Annotated in this window: 19 protein-coding genes and 1 tRNA gene; 12 read left to right on the forward strand and 8 right to left on the reverse strand. The window is 68.6% G+C overall.

Annotated features, from left to right (window positions below; all coding sequences use genetic code 11):
• Positions 1 to 51: 51 nt before the first annotated feature.
• From purH to VF662_RS03735, 4 genes are read right to left on the reverse strand one after another with little or no spacing between them, the layout of a single operon-like run.
• Entirely contained in the window at positions 52 to 1,641 is a 1,590-nt protein-coding gene (gene purH / locus VF662_RS03720; RefSeq protein ID WP_464137821.1) for a bifunctional phosphoribosylaminoimidazolecarboxamide formyltransferase/IMP cyclohydrolase, read from the reverse strand.
• An 18-nt stretch (positions 1,642 to 1,659) separates the two neighbouring features.
• Entirely contained in the window at positions 1,660 to 3,402 is a 1,743-nt protein-coding gene (locus tag VF662_RS03725; protein WP_464137822.1) for a heparinase II/III family protein, read from the reverse strand.
• A complete protein-coding gene (rpe, locus tag VF662_RS03730) occupies positions 3,399 to 4,061 on the reverse strand; it encodes a ribulose-phosphate 3-epimerase (RefSeq protein WP_464137824.1) in 663 nt (220 codons plus the stop codon). Before rpe ends, VF662_RS03725 begins: the two co-directional genes overlap by 4 nt.
• Positions 4,062 to 4,109: 48 nt before the next feature.
• Positions 4,110 to 5,378: an RsmB/NOP family class I SAM-dependent RNA methyltransferase gene (locus VF662_RS03735; RefSeq protein ID WP_464137825.1), complete on the reverse strand. Its 1,269-nt coding sequence runs from the start codon at positions 5,376 to 5,378 to the stop codon at positions 4,110 to 4,112.
• A gap of 80 nt (positions 5,379 to 5,458) precedes the next feature.
• On the opposite strand from VF662_RS03735, the gene VF662_RS03740 reads away from it, so the two are divergent.
• Positions 5,459 to 5,629, forward strand: a complete 171-nt coding sequence (locus tag VF662_RS03740; RefSeq protein ID WP_464137827.1) for a DUF1674 domain-containing protein — start codon at positions 5,459 to 5,461, stop codon at positions 5,627 to 5,629.
• On the opposite strand, the gene VF662_RS03745 is transcribed toward VF662_RS03740, so the two are convergent.
• Positions 5,630 to 6,619, reverse strand: a complete 990-nt coding sequence (locus VF662_RS03745) for an NAD(P)H-dependent glycerol-3-phosphate dehydrogenase (protein WP_464137829.1) — start codon at positions 6,617 to 6,619, stop codon at positions 5,630 to 5,632.
• A complete protein-coding gene (tsaD, locus tag VF662_RS03750) occupies positions 6,616 to 7,650 on the reverse strand; it encodes a tRNA (adenosine(37)-N6)-threonylcarbamoyltransferase complex transferase subunit TsaD (RefSeq protein WP_464137830.1) in 1,035 nt (344 codons plus the stop codon). The genes VF662_RS03745 and tsaD overlap by 4 nt, the downstream gene beginning before the upstream one ends.
• Before the next feature lie 44 nt (positions 7,651 to 7,694).
• Here tsaD and hemC point away from each other — a divergent pair, with 44 nt between their 5' ends.
• Genes hemC through VF662_RS03765 form a run of 3 tightly spaced genes read left to right on the forward strand, consistent with a single transcriptional unit; the run spans position 7,695 to position 10,209 of the window.
• Positions 7,695 to 8,621 carry a hydroxymethylbilane synthase gene (hemC, locus tag VF662_RS03755; RefSeq protein WP_464137832.1) on the forward strand — a complete coding sequence of 309 codons (927 nt, stop codon included), beginning with the start codon at positions 7,695 to 7,697 and terminating at the stop codon, positions 8,619 to 8,621.
• The gene (locus tag VF662_RS03760; protein ID WP_464137835.1) at positions 8,606 to 9,319 is read left to right on the forward strand and encodes a uroporphyrinogen-III synthase; all 714 of its coding nucleotides are present in this window, start codon (positions 8,606 to 8,608) and stop codon (positions 9,317 to 9,319) included. Before hemC ends, VF662_RS03760 begins: the two co-directional genes overlap by 16 nt.
• Entirely contained in the window at positions 9,316 to 10,209 is an 894-nt protein-coding gene (locus VF662_RS03765) for a hypothetical protein (RefSeq protein WP_464137837.1), read from the forward strand. The genes VF662_RS03760 and VF662_RS03765 overlap by 4 nt, the downstream gene beginning before the upstream one ends.
• 45 nt (positions 10,210 to 10,254) lie before the next feature.
• Here VF662_RS03765 and VF662_RS03770 read toward each other — a convergent pair.
• Positions 10,255 to 10,329, reverse strand: a tRNA-Gly gene (locus tag VF662_RS03770).
• Between the two features lie 158 nt (positions 10,330 to 10,487).
• Between VF662_RS03770 and VF662_RS03775 the strand changes: the two genes are divergently transcribed.
• The 4 genes from VF662_RS03775 to VF662_RS03790 are packed head-to-tail and all read left to right on the forward strand — an operon-like array spanning position 10,488 to position 13,890.
• A complete protein-coding gene (locus VF662_RS03775) occupies positions 10,488 to 11,399 on the forward strand; it encodes a tetratricopeptide repeat protein (RefSeq protein ID WP_464137839.1) in 912 nt (303 codons plus the stop codon).
• A gap of 23 nt (positions 11,400 to 11,422) precedes the next feature.
• Positions 11,423 to 12,034, forward strand: coding sequence for an LON peptidase substrate-binding domain-containing protein (locus VF662_RS03780; protein WP_464137843.1), 612 nt, complete (start codon positions 11,423 to 11,425; stop codon positions 12,032 to 12,034).
• Entirely contained in the window at positions 12,031 to 12,198 is a 168-nt protein-coding gene (locus VF662_RS03785; RefSeq protein ID WP_464137847.1) for a Trm112 family protein, read from the forward strand. Before VF662_RS03780 ends, VF662_RS03785 begins: the two co-directional genes overlap by 4 nt.
• Positions 12,199 to 12,210: 12 nt before the next feature.
• On the forward strand, positions 12,211 to 13,890 hold the full coding sequence (locus VF662_RS03790) for an FAD-dependent oxidoreductase (RefSeq protein WP_464137849.1): 1,680 nt from the start codon (positions 12,211 to 12,213) through the stop codon (positions 13,888 to 13,890).
• Here the strand turns inward: VF662_RS03790 and VF662_RS03795 are convergent.
• Entirely contained in the window at positions 13,880 to 15,088 is a 1,209-nt protein-coding gene (locus VF662_RS03795; protein WP_464137852.1) for a UbiH/UbiF/VisC/COQ6 family ubiquinone biosynthesis hydroxylase, read from the reverse strand. The two genes, VF662_RS03790 and VF662_RS03795, sit on opposite strands and share 11 nt — an antisense overlap.
• Positions 15,089 to 15,186: 98 nt before the next feature.
• Here VF662_RS03795 and VF662_RS03800 point away from each other — a divergent pair, with 98 nt between their 5' ends.
• From VF662_RS03800 to ribA, 4 genes are all read left to right on the forward strand, one after another.
• A complete protein-coding gene (locus tag VF662_RS03800; protein ID WP_464137855.1) occupies positions 15,187 to 17,526 on the forward strand; it encodes a DNA translocase FtsK in 2,340 nt (779 codons plus the stop codon).
• Positions 17,527 to 17,614: 88 nt separating this feature from the next.
• The gene (locus VF662_RS03805) at positions 17,615 to 18,238 is read left to right on the forward strand and encodes a LolA family protein (protein ID WP_464137859.1); all 624 of its coding nucleotides are present in this window, start codon (positions 17,615 to 17,617) and stop codon (positions 18,236 to 18,238) included.
• Positions 18,239 to 18,467: 229 nt separating this feature from the next.
• Positions 18,468 to 19,262, forward strand: coding sequence for an exodeoxyribonuclease III (locus tag VF662_RS03810; RefSeq protein ID WP_464137861.1), 795 nt, complete (start codon positions 18,468 to 18,470; stop codon positions 19,260 to 19,262).
• Positions 19,259 to 20,104: GTP cyclohydrolase II RibA (ribA, locus tag VF662_RS03815; RefSeq protein WP_464137863.1), on the forward strand; the 846-nt coding region annotated here is incomplete at its 3' end. The genes VF662_RS03810 and ribA, both read left to right, overlap by 4 nt.

The following is a 20,104-nucleotide window of genomic DNA, read 5'->3' on the forward strand; positions in this document are numbered from 1 at the left end:
CCAACGGCCTTTCGGCGGGAACTGTTCCGGGCACGTGCTTCGTGCCTAGGGCTAGTGGCGGAAGTGGCGCATTCCGGTGAAGACCATCGCCAGCCCCGCTTCGTCCGCCGCGGCGATGACTTCGTCGTCGCGGATCGAGCCGCCGGGCTGGATCACCGCGGTCGCACCTGCCTCGACCGCGGCGAGGAGGCCGTCGGCGAAGGGGAAGAAGGCGTCGGACGCGACCGCCGAGCCGATCGTGCGCGGCTCGGCCCATCCGGCCTTATCGGCGGCGTCGCGCGCCTTCCAGGCGGCGATGCGGGCGGATTCGAGGCGGTTCATCTGGCCGGCGCCGATGCCCGCGGTGGCTCCGCCCTTGGCATAGACGATCGCGTTCGACTTCACGTGCTTGGCGACCGTCCAGGCGAACAGGCAGTCGGCGAGCTCCTGTTCGGTCGGCGCCCGCTTCGTGACGACTTTCAGATCGCCCTCGCCGATGCGGCCGTTGTCGCGGGACTGGACGAGGTAGCCGCCGGCGATCGACTTCAGCGCGAGGCCGCCGCGATTGGGATCCGGAAGCGCGCCTGTGAGGAGCAGGCGGAGGTTCTTCTTGCGCGCGAACGCCGCCCTCGCCTCCTCGTCGGCATCAGGGGCGATGACGACTTCGGTGAAGATGGCTGTGATCGCCTCCGCATCCAGAGCGGTGAGCGGCCGATTGACTGCGACGATGCCGCCGAACGCGGAGACGGGATCGCAGGCGAGCGCCTCCTGATAGGCCTGGAGCAAGGTGCCGCCGGTGGCGACGCCGCAAGGATTGGCGTGCTTCACGATCACGCAGGCGGGGCCGGCGTCGCGGAACTCGGCGACCAGCTCCAGCGCCGCATCGGCATCGTTGTAATTGTTGTAGCTGAGCTCCTTTCCCTGCACCTGCTCCGCCTGCGCGATGCCGCGGGCGTGCGGGCCGGCGGGGACGTAGAGCGCGGCCTTCTGGTGCGGGTTCTCGCCGTAGCGGAGCTCCTCGCGGCGGTGGGCAGTGAGGGCCAGCATATCGGGGAACATCTGCCCCTGATCCGAGAATGCGAACCATTGAGAGATCATCGCGTCGTAAGCGGCGGTCGCGGAAAAAGCCTTGGCTGCCAGGTGCTTGCGGAAATCGAGTGACGTCATTCCGCCGCTTGTCCCGAGCGCCTCGATCAACTCGGGATAGTCGGATGGGTCAGTTACAATCGCTACGAAAGCGTGGTTCTTGGCTGCCGAGCGCACCATCGAGGGGCCGCCAATGTCGATATTCTCGATGACCTCATCGCGCCCCGCGCCGCGGGCAACGGTCTGCGCGAACGGATAAAGGTTCACGACGACGAGGTCGATCGGACCGATGCCATGCTCCTCCATTGCGGAGACATGAGCGGGATCGTCTCGGACGCCGAGAAGGCCTCCGTGCACCTTCGGGTGAAGCGTCTTCACCCGCCCGTCCATCATCTCCGGGAAGCCGGTGAGATCGGAGATGTCGCGGACCTCGAGCCCCTCGTCGCGAAGCGCCTTTGCGGTGCCGCCCGTGGAGACGAGCTCCACTCCGTGCGCCGCAAGCGCGCGGCCCAGCTCCGCGAGGCCGGTCTTGTCCGATACCGACAGCAAAGCGCGGGCGATCTTCACCTGATCCATGTGATCCTCGGCAGTGGTTCAGCCGGCGCGGCGTAGCGACCAGGCGATCGCGGTGCCGTCGGGCGGAGTCTCGCCGGTGACGACGAGCTGGAGCGTCGGGTGCGGCTTGGCCTCGCCGTCGAGCCAAAGGCTGTCCTCGGCCGCGAGCATGCCGCCGCGGCAGCGGAACTGCCAGACGGAGCCGCCGCGGATGCGGAGCAAGGCGCCCTTGCCGTCGGCGGTGCTTGTGACCTCGACCCCGGGGGCGAGGTGGAAGCGGGCGGTGAAGCCGATCGGCTCTCCCTTCCGCTTCTTGCCTGCCGGGATCAGCCTGTCCTCGCCGGTGAGCTCTCGGCCGTCCGCGCTGAGCGAGAGCTGGCGTTGATGGATGAGCCCGAAGCGGCGGACATAGCCGTCATGGCTTGCCTCGACCTGCGTCAGATTGGCGGTATCGTCGCGGGAAAGCTCGACTTGCGTCACGCCTTTGCCGAGCGTCCCATCTTCGTGGATCGCCGTGGAGTTCCTGTCGCCGAGCGTCAGCGCGGAATGGGCGGCGGTGGTCCGAAGCGCGCGGACCAGCTCGGGCGCGAGCGCTCCGACGGCGGGACCGACGCCGCCGCAATTGACGATCAGCCGGTCCGCGCCGTCGGAGAATTCGAATGCGAGAGTGGACGCGCAGGCGCCGGACAGGATCCGGCTCGGCGGCGGCGGCGCGCCGTCGAGAACGGCGACGCTCCCCTTCCCCGCCAGCCGCTGATAGCCCCAGCCGCGCGCCTGGCGGAGCGGCCGGCTGCGCACGCCCGATCCTTCGATTGCAGCAGCGATGCGGCGCTTGGAAAGCATGTTGCCGCCCTGCCAGCTGGACAAAGCATCGTCCCCGAGCGTCACCGAAAGCAAAGCCGCGACGGAGCCGGACAGCACCTCCTGAAGCAGTTCCGGCATCTCCCGGCGCCCGGCATAATAAGCGGCGCGCAGCTGGCCGAGCAGCTCCACCAGGGCAAGCTGCTCCACGGGCGAGCGGCTGACGAGGCCGCCGTCGCCGTGCAGCGCCGCATTCAGCGCGCGGGCGAGCCCCGCCTCGCCGTTGCTGAGCCGCGCCGGCCCGCCCTGCACCACCAAAGCGGCGGTGATGACGCCCGCCCACGCCGTGACCCGCGGCAGCCCCGCCGCCACCTTGTCGGCGCTCCGTTCCACATGCCGCGCGCCGCGGGCGAGCGTGTGGAGGACGGTCGAGCGGTAGACGGCGTCGCTGGACGAGAGGATGTAGGGCGCATAGGCCGCCCAGAAGAGGATGCGCCTGCCCCAGAGGTCCGGGCGCCAGCTCGGATCGCCGACTTGCGCGGCATGAACGCCAAGCCACTGGCGCATGACCTTCTCGGCGAGCTTTGCGCCCCGGTCGCGGGTGGCGGCGGCGCCGAGGTCCCGAAGCCAGGCAAAGCTCTGAAGATAGTCGAAGAAGGCCGGCGGCACGTCGAGCGTGGCGAAATCCAGCTCCTTGACCGGATAGGACTTGCCGTCGTGGAGGAATGAGCCCCGGAGCAAAGCCTCGCCCACCGCCTTGTCGCCTGCGACCGGGTCTTTCGGAACCGCGAGAAGCTTCAGCGGGAAGCGGCCCCGGAGGCGGATGCTGTGGAACGGCGTCTTCCACGCAAGGCGGTGAAGCGCCTGGCTGAGCCGCTCGGCAAGGGAGCCGCCGCGATCGTCGCCGACCCGGATGAGGCGCTTGCCGGGTTCGATCTCGTCCTCGCCCGTTTGGGTTTCGATGCGTTCTAGAAGGCTCATTGCCCGCGCAGCCCCCTGATATTGTCGGCATAACGCTCGGGCCCGCCGCGGAAGGTGGCGGTGCCGGCGACGAGAACGTCGGCGCCCGCGGCGATGGCGCGCTTCGACGTCTCCGCATTGATGCCGCCGTCCACCTCGAGGTCGACCGGCTTGCCGAGTTTGTCGATCTGCTTCCGGATCGCCTCGATCTTACGAAGCTGGCTGTCGATGAAGCTCTGGCCGCCGAAGCCGGGGTTGACGCTCATGACGAGGACCAGGTCCACCTCTTCCAGCACGTAATCGAGCATCTTTGCGGGGGTCGCGGGATTGAGCGAAACGCCGGCCTTCTTGCCGAGCGACTTGATGAGCTGGAGCGTCCGGTGCAGGTGCGGCCCGGCCTCCGGGTGGACGGTGATGATGTCCGCCCCCGCCTCGGCGAAGGCCGGGATGAAGGGATCGACGGGCGAGATCATCAGATGCACGTCGAAGGGCTTGGACGTGTGCGGGCGAAGCGCCTTCACGACCGCGGGTCCGATCGTGAGGTTCGGGACGAAATGGCCGTCCATCACGTCAACGTGGATCCAGTCCGCCCCGGCCCCGTCGATGGCACGCACTTCCTCGCCCAGCCGAGCGAAATCGGCCGATAGGATGGAAGGCGCGATGCGGACGGGCTGCTGCACAGCGAATCACTAACCCCGCGCGAGTCGCGGGGCAAGGAAGCGCCCGACTTATCCCCCGGTTATTCGTGTCAAGCGGGCGATAAAGAAGCCGTCCGCTCCACCTTCCTCGGCATAGGTGCCGGGAAGGATGCGGAGGATGCCGTTGTTCGGGCGCATCCCGGCAGGCAACTCGCCCGGTTGAATATCGGCGACACGGAACTCGCGGCGTGCGGCGAGGAAGGCTTCGAGCACCTTCTCCCCCTCCTCCGGCTCCAGCGAGCAGACGGAATAAACCATAGTCCCGCCGGGCTTCAGCCAGCGTGCGGCGCGGGCGAGCATCGCTTTCTGCCCTTCGGCAAGCTCGGCGATAGCGCGGGGGCGGACGCGGTGGAGCACGTCCGGGTGGCGGCGGTAGATGCCGGTGGCCGAGCAGGGCGCATCGAGCAGGATCGCGTCCACTTGCTCGGGCGGGCTCCATTTCATCACGTCGGCCGTGCGGATGTCGGCGCTGAGGCGGGTGCGCTCCAAATTCTCCCGAAGTCGTGCCAGACGACTTTCCGATGCGTCGATCGCGGTGACCTCGAAACCTGCGGCGGCGAGCTGCATGGTCTTGCCGCCGGGCGCGGCGCAGAGATCGAGCACCCGGCGCCCCTCCCCCGCTCCCAGCAGCCGCGCGGGGATCGAGGCGGAGATGTCCTGAACCCACCAGCCGCCTTCGCCATAGCCGGTGAGGCCGGCGACGGCGGTGCCGCGCGCGAGCCTGAGGTGGCCGGGCATCAGGCTGAGGCCCTCCAGCCCTTCCGGAGGCGCTCCGGTGGCGGAGATGAGGTCGATCGGCGGCGGCACGGCCATTGCGGCGGCTGCCGCGCGGGCGGCGGCGCTGCCCCAGGCTCTCTCCCACCGTTCCTCGACCTGCGGGGGCAAGGAGGGGGTTTCCGGCAGGGATGAACCGTTGCGCATCAGCGTTCCGAACACGCCGTGGACGAGCTTGCGGGGGCCGCCGTCCACGAGCGGTAGCACGGTCGAGATTGCGGCATGCGGCGGCGTGTCCATCGCCAGCGCCTGGACAAGCGCGATCCGGAGCGCGAACCGCGCTTTGGCATCGTCCGGGAGCGTTTTCCTGGTGGCGCTGTCGATCAGTGCGTCGAGATCGGTGAGGCGGCGCAGCGCTTCGGCGGCAATGGCGTGAGCGAAGGCGCGGTCGTCCGGCCGCTCGAGATCGCGCGCCGCGACATCGAGGGCCGCCTCCAGCGGCAGCCCCTTGCGGAGCACCGCGTCGAGCAGGCGCAAGGCGGCGCGGCGCGAAGCCGTGCCGACGGGATCGGCGGGTGCGCTCACTTCAGGTCACTCATCTTGCGCAGGCGTCTCCCATTTCCGAGATATGATGCCCATCACTCTTTCTTCAACGGAAAGCCGCAATGGCCGGACAGCGCCCACCGCATGTGAAACCGCCCAAGCACCTGTCCAAGAGCCCGCCGCTCCCGGAGCCGGCGCCGCCGCTCGACACGGAGGAACATGGCGGACCGAAAGGCGAGGAGCCGACCCGCTACGGCGACTGGGAGAACAGGGGCATCGCCTGGGATTTCTGATCAGACGCCCTCGGACCTAAGCGGCCTCGACAGCAGCCGTTCGAGGATCTCGTCGACCGAGGCTTCGCCGCTGAGGAGGGCGCAGACGGCCGCGACGATCGGCATGTCGACGCCTGCTTCGTGCGCCGCGCGGTTGAGGACGGGGGCGGTGTAGGCGCCTTCCGCGACGGTGCGGCGATCAGCGAGCAGCTCCGCGGCGGCCCAGCCTTCGCCGAGCCCCTTGCCGAGGCTGAAATTGCGCGAGCTTGTGGACGAGCAGGTGAGGACGAGGTCGCCAAGGCCGGAAAGCCCCGCCAGCGTCTCCGCCCGGGCGCCGCGGGCGAGGCCGAAGCGGGTCATCTCCGCAAAGCCGCGCGAGATGAGCGCGGCGCGGGCATTCTGGCCGAGCCCCCTCCCCTCGACCACGCCGCAGGCGATTGCCAGCACGTTCTTAACCGCGCCGCCGATCTCGGCGCCGATCACGTCGTCGGAGAGATAGGGGCGGAAGAAGGGGCGCGCGAGGCGGTTTCGGATCGACTCTCCCACCTCCCGATCCTCCACAGCAAGCGTCACCGCCGCCGGAAGGCCCGCCGCCACCTCGTGCGCGAAGGTCGGCCCCGAAAGCACGGCGATCGGCGATTCCGGCTGCTCTTCGCGGGCGACGTCGTGCATCAGCTTGGTGGTCGCTTCCTCCATGCCCTTGGCGCACAGGATCAGCGGCTTGCCGCGAAGGCCGGTGCCCGAGAGCACCGCGCGGGTGTGCTGGGCCGGGGTGACGACGAGGATCGCATCGCATTCGCGAAGCTCCCCGAGATCCTCGGTGGCGCGGACCGCATGGTGGAGCGGGATGCCTGCGAGGAAGAGGCCGTTCTCGTGGCGGCGATTGACGCCCTCCACCACCTCCGGTTCGCGCGCCCAGAGCAGGGTCTCCCTGCCGCCCGAAGCAGCGACCTGCGCCAGCGCCGTCCCCCAGGCGCCGCCGCCGATCACTCCCACAAGCTCGATCGTCACGCCTTCACCCCCGCGCCGCGCGCCTTTTCGGCGGAAGGATCGAGCGGCCAGCGCGCCCGTGCCGGAGCGTCGAGCGCGTCCACCAGCCCCTCCTCGAACCGCAAGGCCCCGGCCCAGGCGATCATCGCAGCATTGTCGGTGCACAGCCATTGCGGCGGCGCGACGAAGGGGAGGCCGCGTTCTGCCGCGAGATCGGTGAGGGCGGCGCGGACGCTCTGGTTGGCGGCGACGCCCCCGGCCACGACCAAAGCGGTGGCGCCGTCGGCATTCCGAAGCGCACGGGCGGTGCGGTCGATCAGGCAGTCGATCGCCGCCTGCTGGAAGGAGGCAGCAACGTCCTCGACGCTGTAGCGGCCGGAATCGCGGGCGCGGAGGACGGCGCTCTTCAGCCCGGCGAACGAGAAATGCGGCTCAGCCGATCCGACGAGCGGGCGCGGGAGCGGGACGACGCTCGGATTGCCGGACTTGGCGGCAGCCTCGACGGCGGGGCCGCCCGGAAAGCCGAGGCCGAGCAGCTTCGCGCTCTTGTCGAACGCTTCGCCCGCCGCATCGTCGATCGTGGTGGCGAGGCGGCGATAGCGCCCCACCCCTTCGACGAACAGCAGCTGGCAGTGGCCACCCGAAACCAGCAGCAGCAGATAGGGGAAAGCGAGGCTCGGCTGGGCGAGCATCGGCGACAAAGCGTGGCCCTCGAGATGGTTGACGGCGATCAGCGGCTTGCCGGTCGCGAGCGCGAGGCCCTTGGCGGTGACCAGCCCCACCATCACGCCGCCGATCAGACCCGGGCCGGCGGTGGCGGCGATCGCGTCGACCTCGTCCACGTCGATTCCGGCCTCGCTCAGCACATCCTCGACCAGCGCCGGCAGGATCTCGACATGGGCACGGGCCGCGATCTCCGGCACCACCCCTCCGAACGGCCGGTGCGCAGCCTCTTGCCCGGCAAGCTTGTGCGCCAGGATCCGCCGCTCGGAGGTGACAAGAGCAGCGGCGGTCTCGTCGCAGCTCGACTCGATGCCGAGGATCAGGCTCATGCCGCCTTCCCTGCCACCGGGTTAGCCGCTAGCACAAGCGCCCCATGAAGCAGCCCATCCGCATCGGCACGAGAGCATCGCCGCTGGCGCTGATGCAGACGCGCATGGTGGCGGAGGCGCTCCGAGAGGCGCTGGACTGGGGGCCGGAGCGGATCGAGATCGTGCCGATGACCACCACCGGCGATGTGGTGCAGGACCGGCCGCTCGCCGAAGTCGGCGGCAAGGGCCTCTGGACCAAGGAGCTGGATCGCGCTCTGCTGGAAGGGCGGACCGACCTGTCCGTGCACTCGATGAAGGATGTGGAGACGCTGCGGCCTGCCGAGCTGACGATTGCGGCCATGCTTCCACGCGCCGACGTGCGCGACCGCCTGCTCGGAGCCGACAGCATTGAGGCCCTGCCGTTGAATGCGCGGGTGGGCACCTCCTCTCCCCGGAGGGCGGCGCAGCTGCTGGCCCGTCGGCCTGATCTCGAAATCGTCCCGATCCGCGGCAACGTCGCCACTCGTATCCGAAAGCTCGAGCAAGGCGAGGCCGATGCGACCCTGCTCGCGGCCGCCGGGCTCGACCGGCTCGGGCATCCGGAGATCGGGGCCCCCCTCGACGACCTGCTTCCCGCCCCCGCGCAGGGAGCGATCGGGATCGAGGCCAGAGCCGACGACAAGAAGACGAAGGCGCTCGTCGCAGCCATCGATCATCGGCCGACGCATGTTTGCGTGCTTGCAGAGCGCGGCCTGCTGGAGGGGCTCGGCGGCAGCTGCCGCTCGCCTGTGGCGGCGCTGGCGGAATGCGATGGCGATTTCCTCCGGCTCCGCGCCGAGATCCTCACCAACGACGGCAGCGAGGCGGAGCGGATCGATACCCGCTTCCCGGCCGCCGATCTCAACGCGCCGCGCGACCTTGCCCGGCAGATGCTGGACCGGGCGCCGCAGGCGGTGCGCGTGCTGTTCGGGGGCTGGTGCCCGATCTCCTGATCCTCCGGCCGCAGCCCGGCGCCGACGCCACGGCGGCACGGGCGCGGGAGATGGGCCTGGACGCACGCATTGCGCCGCTGTTCGCGGTGCTGCCGCTGGATTGGGAGCCGCCCGATCCGGCGGAGGTGGAGGCGACTCTGATCACCAGCGGAAACGCGGCACGCAATGCGGGCCCGGCGATCGAAAGCTTCATCGATCTGCCGTGCTACACCGTCGGCGAGGCCACAGCGGCTGCGGCCAGGGAGGCGGGGTTCACCCAGGTGAAGACCGGCCCCAGCGACGGCGCCGCGCTTCTGGAGCTTGCCGCGGCGGATGGCGTGACTCGGGCGCTGCATCTGTGCGGACGCGACCGCCTCATCATGGCGCATTCGCAGCTGGAGCTGGTCCAGCGTGCCGTCTACGCCGCCGAAGCGGCATCCTCTCTCCCGCCGGAAGCGGCCGAAGCCGTCGGGGAGGGAGCGCTGGCGCTGATCCATTCACCGCGGGCAGGCGAGACCTTCGCGGCGCTCGTCGATGCCGCGGGGCTGGAACGGCGAACGATCGCAATCGCAGCGATCAGCCCGGCCGCTCTCGCCGCAGCAGGCGGCGGCTGGGAGCTTGCCGACAGCGCTCCTGCGCCCCGCGACGAGGCATTGCTGGAGCTTGCCGCCAAGCTGTGCCAGACTCGCCCCAGGTCGAGATCGGGGAACCGGGAATGAGCGTCGATTACGGAGCGGCACATGGGGCGAGGCGGCGATCCTGGCTGTCCGTGCTCGCGCTCCCAATCATCGCCTTCCTGGCCGGGATCGCGGCAATGGGCTGGCTCCTGACGCGTTGGGGACAGGCGGCGGCGCTGATCGGGGTCGCGCCTGCTCCGCAGCCCGCGGCCGTGGCGGCGGCCCCCGCCCCGGCGTCCGCTCCCGCCCCCGTAGCGGCGGCGCCGGCACCGGGAGCCGAAACTCAGCGTCTGGTTCTCGATCCGGAGACGACGCGCCGGGTGAACCAGCTCGAGCAGCGGGTCACCGAGCTCGACAGCCAATCCCGTGCCGCCGCCGGCAATGCCGATCGTGCCGAGGGGCTGCTGGTGGCGTTCGCCGCCCGCCGCGCGCTCGATCGCGGAGTCCCGCTCGGCTATATCGAGGGCCTGCTCCGGCAGCGCTTCGGCGAGACTCAGCGCCAGGCGGTGGCGACCATCATCACCGCATCGCGCCAGCCGGTCACTCTGCAGCAGCTGCAGGACGGGCTCGCCGACATCGGGCCGGAGCTCACCGGCGTCGGCCCCGAGCAGAATTGGTGGACCGCATTTCGGGCGGAGCTGGGTGAACTGGTCTCGATCCGGCGGGCCGGCACGCCGTCCACCATTCCCGCAGACCGCCTGCGCCGAGCCGAGCGCGCGCTCGCGTCGGGGCAGGTCGACGTCGCGCTCGCCGAGGTGTTGCGCCTGCCCGGCCGGGATCAGGGCGCCGAATGGGTCGCCGACGCGCGCCGCTATGTGATGGCGAGAAGGGCGCTCGACCGCATCGAAACCGCCGCCCTCCTCGAGCCCAGGATGCCAGCGCCAGGTGCTGCAGCCGATGCAGCCACCGCGCGCCGCCTGCGTCCCGCCTAAGGCACCCTCGAAGAGGGTGTTGCGACTTCCGGTGGTGCAAGAAAATGGAGCGGGCGAAGGGATTCGAACCCTCGACCCCAACCTTGGCAAGGTTGTGCTCTACCCCTGAGCTACGCCCGCTCGGCTCTGAGCCGGCCAAGCAATTGGACCGGCTGAGGTAAGGCCGCGGCTGCTAGCATGCACCCCGGGGGCCCGCAAGCCCCTGAATTGCCGCACTTGGCAGACTCGGACCGCATCCCACATAGGGCGCGGGAACAAGGCGATTGGAGACGAGAGACGTGGCGACCCTGGGCATGAGTGCCGCCGAGCGCGAGGCGCTGGAGACATTCCGGCGGGACGTGGTCGAACCGTCGATGACGTCGCTCGTGATCATCGATTTCTGGGCCGAATGGTGCGGCCCCTGCAAGCAGCTGACCCCGGTGCTCGAGAAGGTCGCGGCCGATTATGCAGCGCGCGGCGTGAAGCTCGTCAAGATCAACGTCGATGAGAACAAGGCGATCGCCGCGCAATTCCGGGTGCAGTCGATCCCGACGGTCTATGCGCTGTTCCAAGGCCAGCTGGTTGCGGACCTCACCCCGGCGCGGACGGAGGGGCAGCTGACGCGCTACCTCGACCAGATCCTCCAGCAGCTTCCGATCCAGGGTGAGGAACAGCAGCTGGAGGCGGAGATCGAGCCGCTGATCGCGATGGGCGAGGAAGTGCTCGCAGGAGGCGACGTCCCGAGGGCGGTCTCGATATTTCAGCAATTGCTGGAGATGGCGCCTGAGAACGGCGAAGTCGTCTCCGGCCTCGCCCGGTCGCTTCTGGCGGCGGGAGAGGCGGATGAGGCGCGGGCACTGCTTGCCTCGGTGCCGGAGAAGCTTGCCGCCGATCCCGCCGTTGCCCGCGCCAAAGCGGCGCTGGCACTCGCCGAGGCGGTGCCCGCAAGCGCGGAGACCGACGAATTCAGCCGCCGCATCGCCGCCGATCCCGACGATCACGAGGCGCGCTACGAGCTCGCCGGAGCGCTGATGGCGGCGGGCGACCACGACGGCGCCGCGGACCAGCTGTTCGAGATCATCCGGCGCGACCGCGAGTGGAACGATTCGGCGGCGCGGAAGCGGCTGCTGCAGTTCCTCGAAGTGGTCGGGCTCGAGGATCCCTGGGCTTCGCAGCAGCGCCGCCGCCTCTCGGCGATCCTGTTCACCTGAAGGGGGAAACCGGCCTCCTTAGGGTGCCGATCTTTCCGCTCGCGGGCGCGCTCCTGTTCCCGCGCGCGCAGCTCCCGCTCCACATCTTCGAGCCGCGTTATCGCGCAATGGTGCGGGATGCACTCGCCGGCGACCGGCTGATCGCAATGGTGCAGCCGAAAGACCATCGCGAGCCGCCGGCATTGTTCGACGTCGCCTGCCTCGGCCGTATCGTAGGTTCCGAAGAGCTGGAGGACGGCCGTTTCAACATCGTTCTCGAAGGCATCGGCCGCCTCCACATCGCTGCGGAGGCGGAGGTGACGACGGCCTACCGGCAAGTCGATGCCCGCCAGGATGCGTTCGACGATGGTGAAGACCCTGAGCCGCTGGCCAGCATCCAGCGGGCGGACCTTGAGCGGGAGGCACGCCGTTACGCCGACGCGCTCGGCTATGCGGTGGATTGGGAAGCGGTCGGCCGGCTCGACGACGAGATGCTGGTGAACGGCATTGCCCAGATCGCGCCGCTCGACGTCGGATCGAAGCAGGCGCTGCTCGAAGCGGACAGCCTTGCCAGCCGCGCCGATCTTCTCGTGCAGTTCATGCAATTCCAGCGCATGGTGCCGGGCGGCCCAGACGGACCGGAGACTCTGCAATGATCGACGACCTGTTGCTCCAGAAGCTTGTCTGCCCGGTGACGCGGACGAAGCTGCGCTACGATCCGGACCGGCAGGAGCTGGTCTCGGAGGCGGCGGGGCTTGCCTACCCGATCCGCAACGGCGTTCCCGTCATGCTGGTCGAAGAGGCGCGGAAACTTCATTGAGGGGAGGGCGGAATGGCGGCCGATGATCAGGAGGCGCGGTCGTTCGATCCGACCGACCCTTATAATCGCGAGGCGCAGACCTTCCCGCACCTGACCGAGGAGCAGCTCGAGCGCCTGCGCGCATTCGGCACCGAGGAGGAGGTGCCGGCCGGGACCTATCTGTTCCGAAGGGGCGAACGGAGCGTCGATTTCTTCGTGGTCGTCGAAGGCTCGGTCGAGATCCTCAATTCCGGCACCACCCAGTCGGAAACCACGATCCATATCCATTCCGACCGCCAATTCACCGGCGAACTCGACCTGTTCAACAGCCGCAAGATCCTGGTCGACGGCCGCACCGGCCGCGACAGCCGGATCATCCGCGTGCCGCGGGGCAGCTTCCTCCGAATGATGGAGACCGAGCCCGACATCGGCGAGATCATCATGCGCGCCTTCATCCTCCGGAGGGTGGGGCTGATGCGCTACGCCCAGGGCGGAGTGGTGCTGATCGGATCCAGCCACAGCGCCGACGCGCTCCGGATCCAGCGCTTCCTCAGCCGCAACGGCTATCCGCACCAGATGCTCGATACCGATGAGGATCCCGATGCGGGCGGGTTCATCACCTGCCTCAGGATTGCGCACGAAGAACTGCCGGTGGTGGTGCTTCCCGGCAAGTCGCTGCTCCGGAACCCGTCCAATCCCGAGCTTGCCGATGCGCTCGGCCTCACCGAGCAGCGGGACCCGAACCGGATCTATGATCTGGCGGTTGTCGGAGCCGGCCCGGCAGGCCTTGCCGCCGCCGTCTACGGCGCGTCGGAGGGGCTCGATACGATCGTGATCGAGGCGATGGCGCCGGGCGGGCAGGCGGGGACGAGCTCCCGGATCGAGAATTATCTCGGCTTCCCGACCGGCATTTCGGGCCAGGCGCTGGCCGGCCGGGCCCAGGTTCAGGCGCAGAAATTCGGCGCCCAACTCGCAATCTCCCGCCGCGCGGTCGCAATCGACTGCGAGCTTGCGCCTTATTGCCTTGAGCTCGAAGGGGGCGAGCGGATCGCCACCCATTCCATCGTGATCGCCACCGGCGCCCGCTATCGGACGCTCGACGTTCCCAATTACGAGAAGTTCGAAGGCGCGGGCATCCACTATGCCGCCACCTGGATCGAGGGGAACCTCTGCTCGGGCGAGCAGGTGGCGGTGATCGGCGGCGGCAATTCCGCCGGTCAGGCGGCGGTGTTCCTCGCCCAGCAGGCGGGGCATGTGCACATCCTGGTGCGCGGCGAGGGGCTAGCCGCCACCATGTCGGACTATCTGATCGCGCGGATCAACGCCTCGCCGAGGATCACTCTCCACGCGCATACCGAGACCACCGGCCTCGAAGGCGACCGCTTCCTTGAGCGCGTCACCTGGAGGAACAACAAGACGGGCGAGATCGAGACAGTGCCGATCTCGAACCTGTTCGTGATGATCGGCGCGGTGCCGAACACCGACTGGCTGAACGGCTGCGTCCGGCTCGACCGCGGGGGCTTCGTGGTAACGGGCCGCGACGAGGCGGGGATGGCGCTTTCCTCCCCTTATGCCACTGAGAAGCCGGGCATCTACGCGGTCGGCGACGTGCGCGCCGGCTCGACCAAGCGGGTCGCATCCGGGGTGGGGGAGGGATCGGTGGTGGTCTCGGCCATCCACCAATACCTAGCAGACGTGCGGACTAGATTGTGAGGCCGCGCAGCAGCAGCGGCATGTTCCCGCTTTCGCCGCGCGCTTCGGCCATCAGCCGGTCCTTCACCGGCCCCGCGCGCTGCACTAGCCCCATTCCGAACCTGCGGACGGCCGAGGCGGTACGGCCGGGGATGCCGTAAAGGCGGGTGAGGCCGTCGGTGGCCGCGGCAACCATGAAGGTGTCGAGGCTCCGCCAGCGCTGATAGCGGTCGAGGAGCTGCGCATCACCGAGGTCCATTCCGAGCCGCGCGCCTTCGACCAGCACCTGCGCCAGCGCCGCGGCGTCGCGGAAGCCGAGATTGAGGCCTTGGCCGGCGATCGGGTGGATGCCGTGGCCCGCATCGCCGACCAGCGCCAGCCGCCGGTCGGTAAGCTTCACCGCGTGGTGGAAGCCGAGCCGGTAGAAGGAGCGCGGCCCCGCCATCTCGATCTTGCCGAGGAAGCCGCCCATCCTCTTTTCGACCTCGTGGGCCATCGCGCGGTCGGGCAGGTCCAGCATTGCGGTGCTGTCGGCGGCCGGGATCGACCAGACGATCGCCGAGCGGGTGCCGGGCAGCATCGGCAGAATCGCGAAGGGCCCGGTCGGATAGAAGATTTCGTAGGCCGCATTCTCGTGGTGCCGCTCGTGCGTGACGGTCGCGACGATCGCTGCATGATCGTAATTCCAGCGCGCGACGGGGATGTGCGCCGCTTCCCGCGTCGGCGAGTTGCGCCCTTCGGCGCCGATCAGCAGCGGGGCGGCGAGCAGGCGGCTGTCCTCCAGCGCCACCCGCACCCCGTCTCCGTCCCGGACGATCTCGGCGGGATTGGCCGGCATCACGAGGTTGACGTTGGCGCAATCCCTAGTGGTGTCGCGGAGCGCGGCGCGGAGCAGCCGGTTCTCGAACATGATGCCGAGCGGATCGTCGCCCTCTGGAGGATCGAATTGCAAGCCGCCCGGCTGCAGACCGTCGCTCACGCGGATCGACTTGATCGGACAGCCGTGCCCCTCCAGCCGATCGTCGACCCCGATCGTCTCCAGCATCCGCCACGAGGCGCTGGAAACCGCAGTCGCGCGGCCATCATATTGCGGCGTCAGCGTCTTTTCGGGATCGACCGGATCGACGACGATGCTGCTGAGCCCGTGCCTGTCGAGCGCGATGGCAAGGGTGAGGCCGACAAGGCCGCCACCGAGAATGATTACGTCAGCACGCTCCATTTTCCCGATCTAGCGATGCACGCCTGCAACGCCAAGCGCTTGACCGCGGACTCCGGCAGGAGGCATTGTGGTAAACGGGAACATTTGGGGCACGAGTAATGGCGTCGACAATAGCGGGCTCGTCCCGCGAGCAGCGTGGAGCGCAGTGGCGCCAGGGCCTCCGGAAAGGAGCCAAGCGCTCAGGCACGTTGCTGGGCGGGACGGCGTTGATCGTCACCGCCGTGCTGCTGATGGTCGCACTCGCCAGCTATCGGCCGACCGATCCCTCCCTCAACACCGCCGCCGCGGGACCTGTCGAGAACTGGATGGGGACGCCGGGCGCCTATGCTTCCGACCTGTTGTTGAGCCTGTACGGTGCTCCCGCCGCTTTGCTGCTGCCGCTGATCGTCGTCCTTGGCCTCCGGCTCGCCCGCGGCGTCGAGGGGGGGCGCTGGGGCAGGGCGCTGCTCCTGACCTCGATCGGCCTCGTCTTCATCGGCACCGCAGCCGCCTTGCTATCCGGCGCCGCGGTCAACGGCCTCCCGGCGAGCTGGGGCGGTGCACTCGGCCTGTCGCTCGCCAAGCTCATAGACTTCGGCATCGCCTCCATCGGCCAGCCGGATATAGCCGAGCCGTTCCGCCTCGTGGCAGTCGCTCTCACTGCCCTCACCGGTCTCTTCCTCTGGTATCTCGGCCTCGGCCTTCGCTCCGAGGAGCGGAAATGGCTGACCACCCGTAAGGAGCGTGCGCCGCGCCTGATCGAGGACAAGCGCCCGGTTGCCGACGAAAGGCGGGAGCCGCGCGAGGAGCCGGCCGAGCGCCCGGCGCGGACGCCGGTGATTACCGCCCCGGAGCCGCCGCGCACGGTGATCGCGGACCGGGTGAAGCCGGACAAGGCCAAGCAGCGCCCGCAGCGCGAGCGCCAGCCTTCGCTCGCGCTCGGCGACACGTACCGGCTGCCGACGCTGGACCTGCTCACGCCGCCGCCGCCGGCCGTGAACACCACGCTCGACAAGGCGAGCCTGGAGCGGAACGCGCGCCTGCTAGAATCCGTGCTCGAGGATTTTTCGGTGAAGGGCGAGATCGTCGAGGTCCGGCCCGGTCCAGTCGTGACCATGTACGAACTCGAGCCGGCCAGCGGCATCAAGGCGAGCCGCGTGATCCAGCTTGCGGACGACATCGCCCGCAACATGTCCGCCCTCTCAGCGCGCGTCGCGACCATCCCCGGCCGCAGCGTGATCGGGATCGAGCTTCCGAACGCGAAGCGCGAGATGGTGTCGCTGTCGGAGCTGCTCGCGAGCGACGCCTTCGAGGACCAGATCGCCTCGCTTCCGCTGATCCTCGGCAAGAACATCGCCGGCGATCCGGTCGTCGCGGACCTGGCGCCGATGCCGCATCTGCTCGTCGCCGGCACCACCGGCTCGGGCAAGTCGGTGGGGCTCAATTGCATGATCCTGTCCCTGCTCTACCGGCTGACGCCCGAGCAGTGCCGGATGATCATGATTGATCCGAAGATGCTGGAGCTCAGCATCTACGACGACATCCCGCACCTCCTCTCCCCCGTCGTCACCGAGCCGGCAAAGGCCATTCGCGCGCTCAAATGGACCGTCGAACAGATGGAAGAGCGATATCGGATGATGGCCTCGGTCGGCGTCCGCCAGCTCTCCTCGTTCAACGCCAAGGTTCGCGAGGCGAAGGCCAAGGGCCAGTCGCTCGGCCGCCGGGTGCAGACCGGCTACGACCCGGAGACCGGCCAGCCAAAATACGAGATGGAGGAGCTCGAATACGAGGCGCTGCCCCAGATCGTGGTGGTGGTGGACGAGCTTGCCGACCTCATGATGACGGCGGGCAAGGAGGTGGAGTTCCTGATCCAGCGGCTGGCGCAGAAGGCGCGAGCGGCCGGGATCCACCTCATCATGGCGACGCAGCGCCCGTCGGTCGACGTCATCACCGGCGTCATCAAGGCGAACCTGCCGACGCGCATCAGCTTCTCGGTCACGTCCAAGATCGACAGCCGCACCATCCTCGGCGAGCAAGGCGCGGAGCAGCTGCTCGGCAAGGGCGACATGCTCTACATGCCAGGCGGCAAGCAGATCGCGCGCGTGCACGGGCCGTTCGTTTCCGACGAGGAGGTACGTGCGGTCGCCGATTTCTGGCGCTCGCAGGGGACTCCGGAATATATCCAGTCGGTCACGGAGGAGCCCGAGGACGGCGGATACATGTTCGAAGGCCAGCCGACCGGCGAGGACGACCCGGACAGTCAGCTCTACCGCAAAGCGGTGCAGACGGTGGCGGAGAGCGGCAAGGCTTCGACGAGCTACATCCAGCGCCAGCTCCGCATCGGCTACAATAATGCGGCGCGCCTGATCGAACGGATGGAGAAGGAAGGGAAGGTCTCCGCCCCCGACCATGTCGGCCGCCGCGAAGTGCTGGTCGATGCCGAAGGGCACGCAATCTAGGCTGAACGCCAGGGAACCGGCGGGTTCAGTGGGCATTCAAGGGGCGATCCCCATATCTCGCCCAAACTGAACGTACGGAGATTTTCCTATGAAGCGTTTCGCAACGCTCGCTCTTCTCGTCGCGCCGCTTTCGGCCGCGGCCCTCATCGCGCCGGCGTCGGTGCAGGCGCAGGCCTCTTCGCCGATCGCGCAGGTCCAGTCGCACCTGCGCGCCGTTGACACTATGACCGCGAACTTCAGCCAGGCCGGCCGCGGGGGGCAGACGCTGACCGGCGCCCTCACCATGAAGCGGCCCGGCAAGGTGCGCTTCCAGTATCAGCGCGGCGTGCCGCTGCTGATCGTGGCCGATGGCAAGCGGCTCAACATGATCGACTATCAGGTGAAGCGCGTCGAAAGCTGGGCGATCGGAAGCTCGCCGCTCGGCGTGCTTCTCAATCCGAACCAGGACATCTCGCGCGTCGCGAAGGTCACCCGAAACGACAATCAGGTGCTCATGATCTCCGCCCGTGATCCGAAGCGGCCGGAATTCGGCGTCATGAGCATCGCCTTTGCAAAGGTGCCGAGCGCGCCCGCGGGGCTGATGCTCACCGGCTGGACGATGGTGGACGTCCAGAAGAACCGGACGACCGTGAAGCTTACCAACCAGCGCTTCAACGTGGCGGTTGCAGACAGCGCCTTCACCTTCGATGATCCGCGGAAGCGGAAGGGCTGAAATAGTTAACGCCATTCATCGGTCGGACAGGAAGGCTTCACTATAAGGAAGACTGCAATTGCGAGTCATCCGATCGGGTTTTCCCCCTGTTACCCGGCAGGACCTCGCAATTGACCTCGCGTAACAAACGCTTGGTTGGCCCTCGCTCCACGCCCCCGGAGCGGGGGCCTTATTCGTTTGGGTGGGTCCTGCCCGTGACAGAAGCGGGTGCCGTCGCTACATCCGGATCGTGCCTTCGACGCTGAAGATCGCCTCCTGGAACATTAATTCCGTGCGCGCCCGGCTTGCGATCGTGGAGCAGTTCCTGAAGGCCGAGCAGCCGGACATCCTCTGCCTCCAGGAGACGAAGGTGGTGGACGGCGATTTCCCGCGGGCGATGTTCCACCGCCTCGGCTACCGGCACATCATCCTGTGCGGCCAGCGCATGCATCATGGCGTCGCCATCATCTCGAAGCTCAGGATGCGGGAGGACGACCGGCTCGACTTCCAGGCCAACGGCGAGGCCAGGCACTGCGGCGTCCGGCTCGAATGCGGGATCCGGCTCGAGAACGTCTATGTGCCAGCGGGCGGCGACATTCCCGACCGGACGCAGAACCCGAAGTTCGGGCAGAAGCTGGACTTCATCGAACGCATGACGCGCTGGTCGGAGGAATGCGCGGTCCCGACGTTGCTGGTCGGCGATTTCAACGTCGCGCCGCTCGAATGCGACGTGTGGAGCCACAAGCAGCTCCTCAACGTCGTCAGCCACACGCCGATCGAGGTCGAGGCGCTGACGAAGCTCCAGCAGAGCAAGGATTGGGTCGATCTCGGCCGGCATTTCTTCCCCGCTCCGCAACGGCTCCACACCTGGTGGAGCTACCGCTCGCCCGATTTCACCAGGAACGACCGCGGCCGCCGCCTCGATCACATGTGGGCCACTCCCGACGTGGCTGCGCTTGCGGTGCGCCACGTGGTCCACGAGCCCTGCCGGAGCTGGGAGCGGCCCTCCGACCACGTTCCGCTCCTCACCGAGTTCGAAGTTTGAACGATTTGCGCGACGTCGCTCGCGCGGTCGACGCCCTGCGGCGCGGCTGGCCGGTCGAGATCGACGGCACTGCCTATCTTGCCGTCGAAACGGCCGATGAGGCGGGTCTTGCGGCATTCGACGCCGCCGCTGCGGCCGATATCCTCATCTCCGGCAACCGCGCGGCGACGTTGAAGCTCGCCAACCAGCGCGATGCCGTGCCGACCGCGCCGGTGCGGGTCGTGCGGGCTCCGTGGGTCGACCTTGCGGGAGCAACCGCATTGGCCGATCCCGCGCTCGACCTGAAGACCCCGCTGAAGGGGCCGTTCCGCACGGTGCCGCTCTCGCCGCACGAGCATGCGGAGGCGGCGCTGAGGCTCGCACGCATGGCGGGCCTGCTCCCGGCGCTGTTCATCGGCGGCGCGGCGGGCGGGGCCGCGGAGGTGTCCGCCTCCGCCATCATGGAAGTCGCACAGGCAGCGGGCCTGCGCATTGCCTCCCGCGCGAAGCTACCCACTAAATTCGCAGAAAAGGCCGAGGTCGTCGCCTTCCGCGCTGAGGGCGATGCGGCGGAGCATGTGGCGATGGTGATGGGGGAGCCGAACGGGCAGCCGCCGCTTGTGCGGCTCCACAGCGAATGCCTGACGGGGGACGTGCTGGGGTCGCTTAAATGCGATTGCGGTTCGCAGCTCGAGGGCGCCCTCGAGGCGATCGCCGCGTCCGGCTGGGGCATCCTCCTCTATCTCCGCCAGGAAGGGCGCGGCATCGGCCTCGTCAACAAGCTCCGTGCCTATTCGCTGCAGGACCAGGGCTTCGACACGGTCGACGCCAACATCCGCCTGGGTTTCGGCGATGACGAACGG

Origin of the sequence: Allosphingosinicella sp., assembly GCF_036387215.1 — a bacterium.
Lineage (GTDB): Bacteria > Pseudomonadota > Alphaproteobacteria > Sphingomonadales > Sphingomonadaceae > Allosphingosinicella.

Coding starts and splice junctions, on each gene's coding strand:
- VF662_RS03725 (WP_464137822.1), bottom strand. CDS start 3,402: ATGAGCCTTCTAGAACGCATCGAAACCCAAACGGGCGAGGACGAGATC.
- VF662_RS03740 (WP_464137827.1), top strand. CDS start 5,459: ATGGCCGGACAGCGCCCACCGCATGTGAAACCGCCCAAGCACCTGTCC.
- VF662_RS03765 (WP_464137837.1), top strand. CDS start 9,316: ATGAGCGTCGATTACGGAGCGGCACATGGGGCGAGGCGGCGATCCTGG.
- VF662_RS03805 (WP_464137859.1), top strand. CDS start 17,615: ATGAAGCGTTTCGCAACGCTCGCTCTTCTCGTCGCGCCGCTTTCGGCC.
- VF662_RS03800 (WP_464137855.1), top strand. CDS start 15,187: ATGGCGTCGACAATAGCGGGCTCGTCCCGCGAGCAGCGTGGAGCGCAG.
- VF662_RS03785 (WP_464137847.1), top strand. CDS start 12,031: ATGATCGACGACCTGTTGCTCCAGAAGCTTGTCTGCCCGGTGACGCGG.
- VF662_RS03790 (WP_464137849.1), top strand. CDS start 12,211: ATGGCGGCCGATGATCAGGAGGCGCGGTCGTTCGATCCGACCGACCCT.
- tsaD (WP_464137830.1), bottom strand. CDS start 7,650: ATGAGCCTGATCCTCGGCATCGAGTCGAGCTGCGACGAGACCGCCGCT.
- VF662_RS03795 (WP_464137852.1), bottom strand. CDS start 15,088: ATGGAGCGTGCTGACGTAATCATTCTCGGTGGCGGCCTTGTCGGCCTC.
- purH (WP_464137821.1), bottom strand. CDS start 1,641: ATGGATCAGGTGAAGATCGCCCGCGCTTTGCTGTCGGTATCGGACAAG.
- hemC (WP_464137832.1), top strand. CDS start 7,695: ATGAAGCAGCCCATCCGCATCGGCACGAGAGCATCGCCGCTGGCGCTG.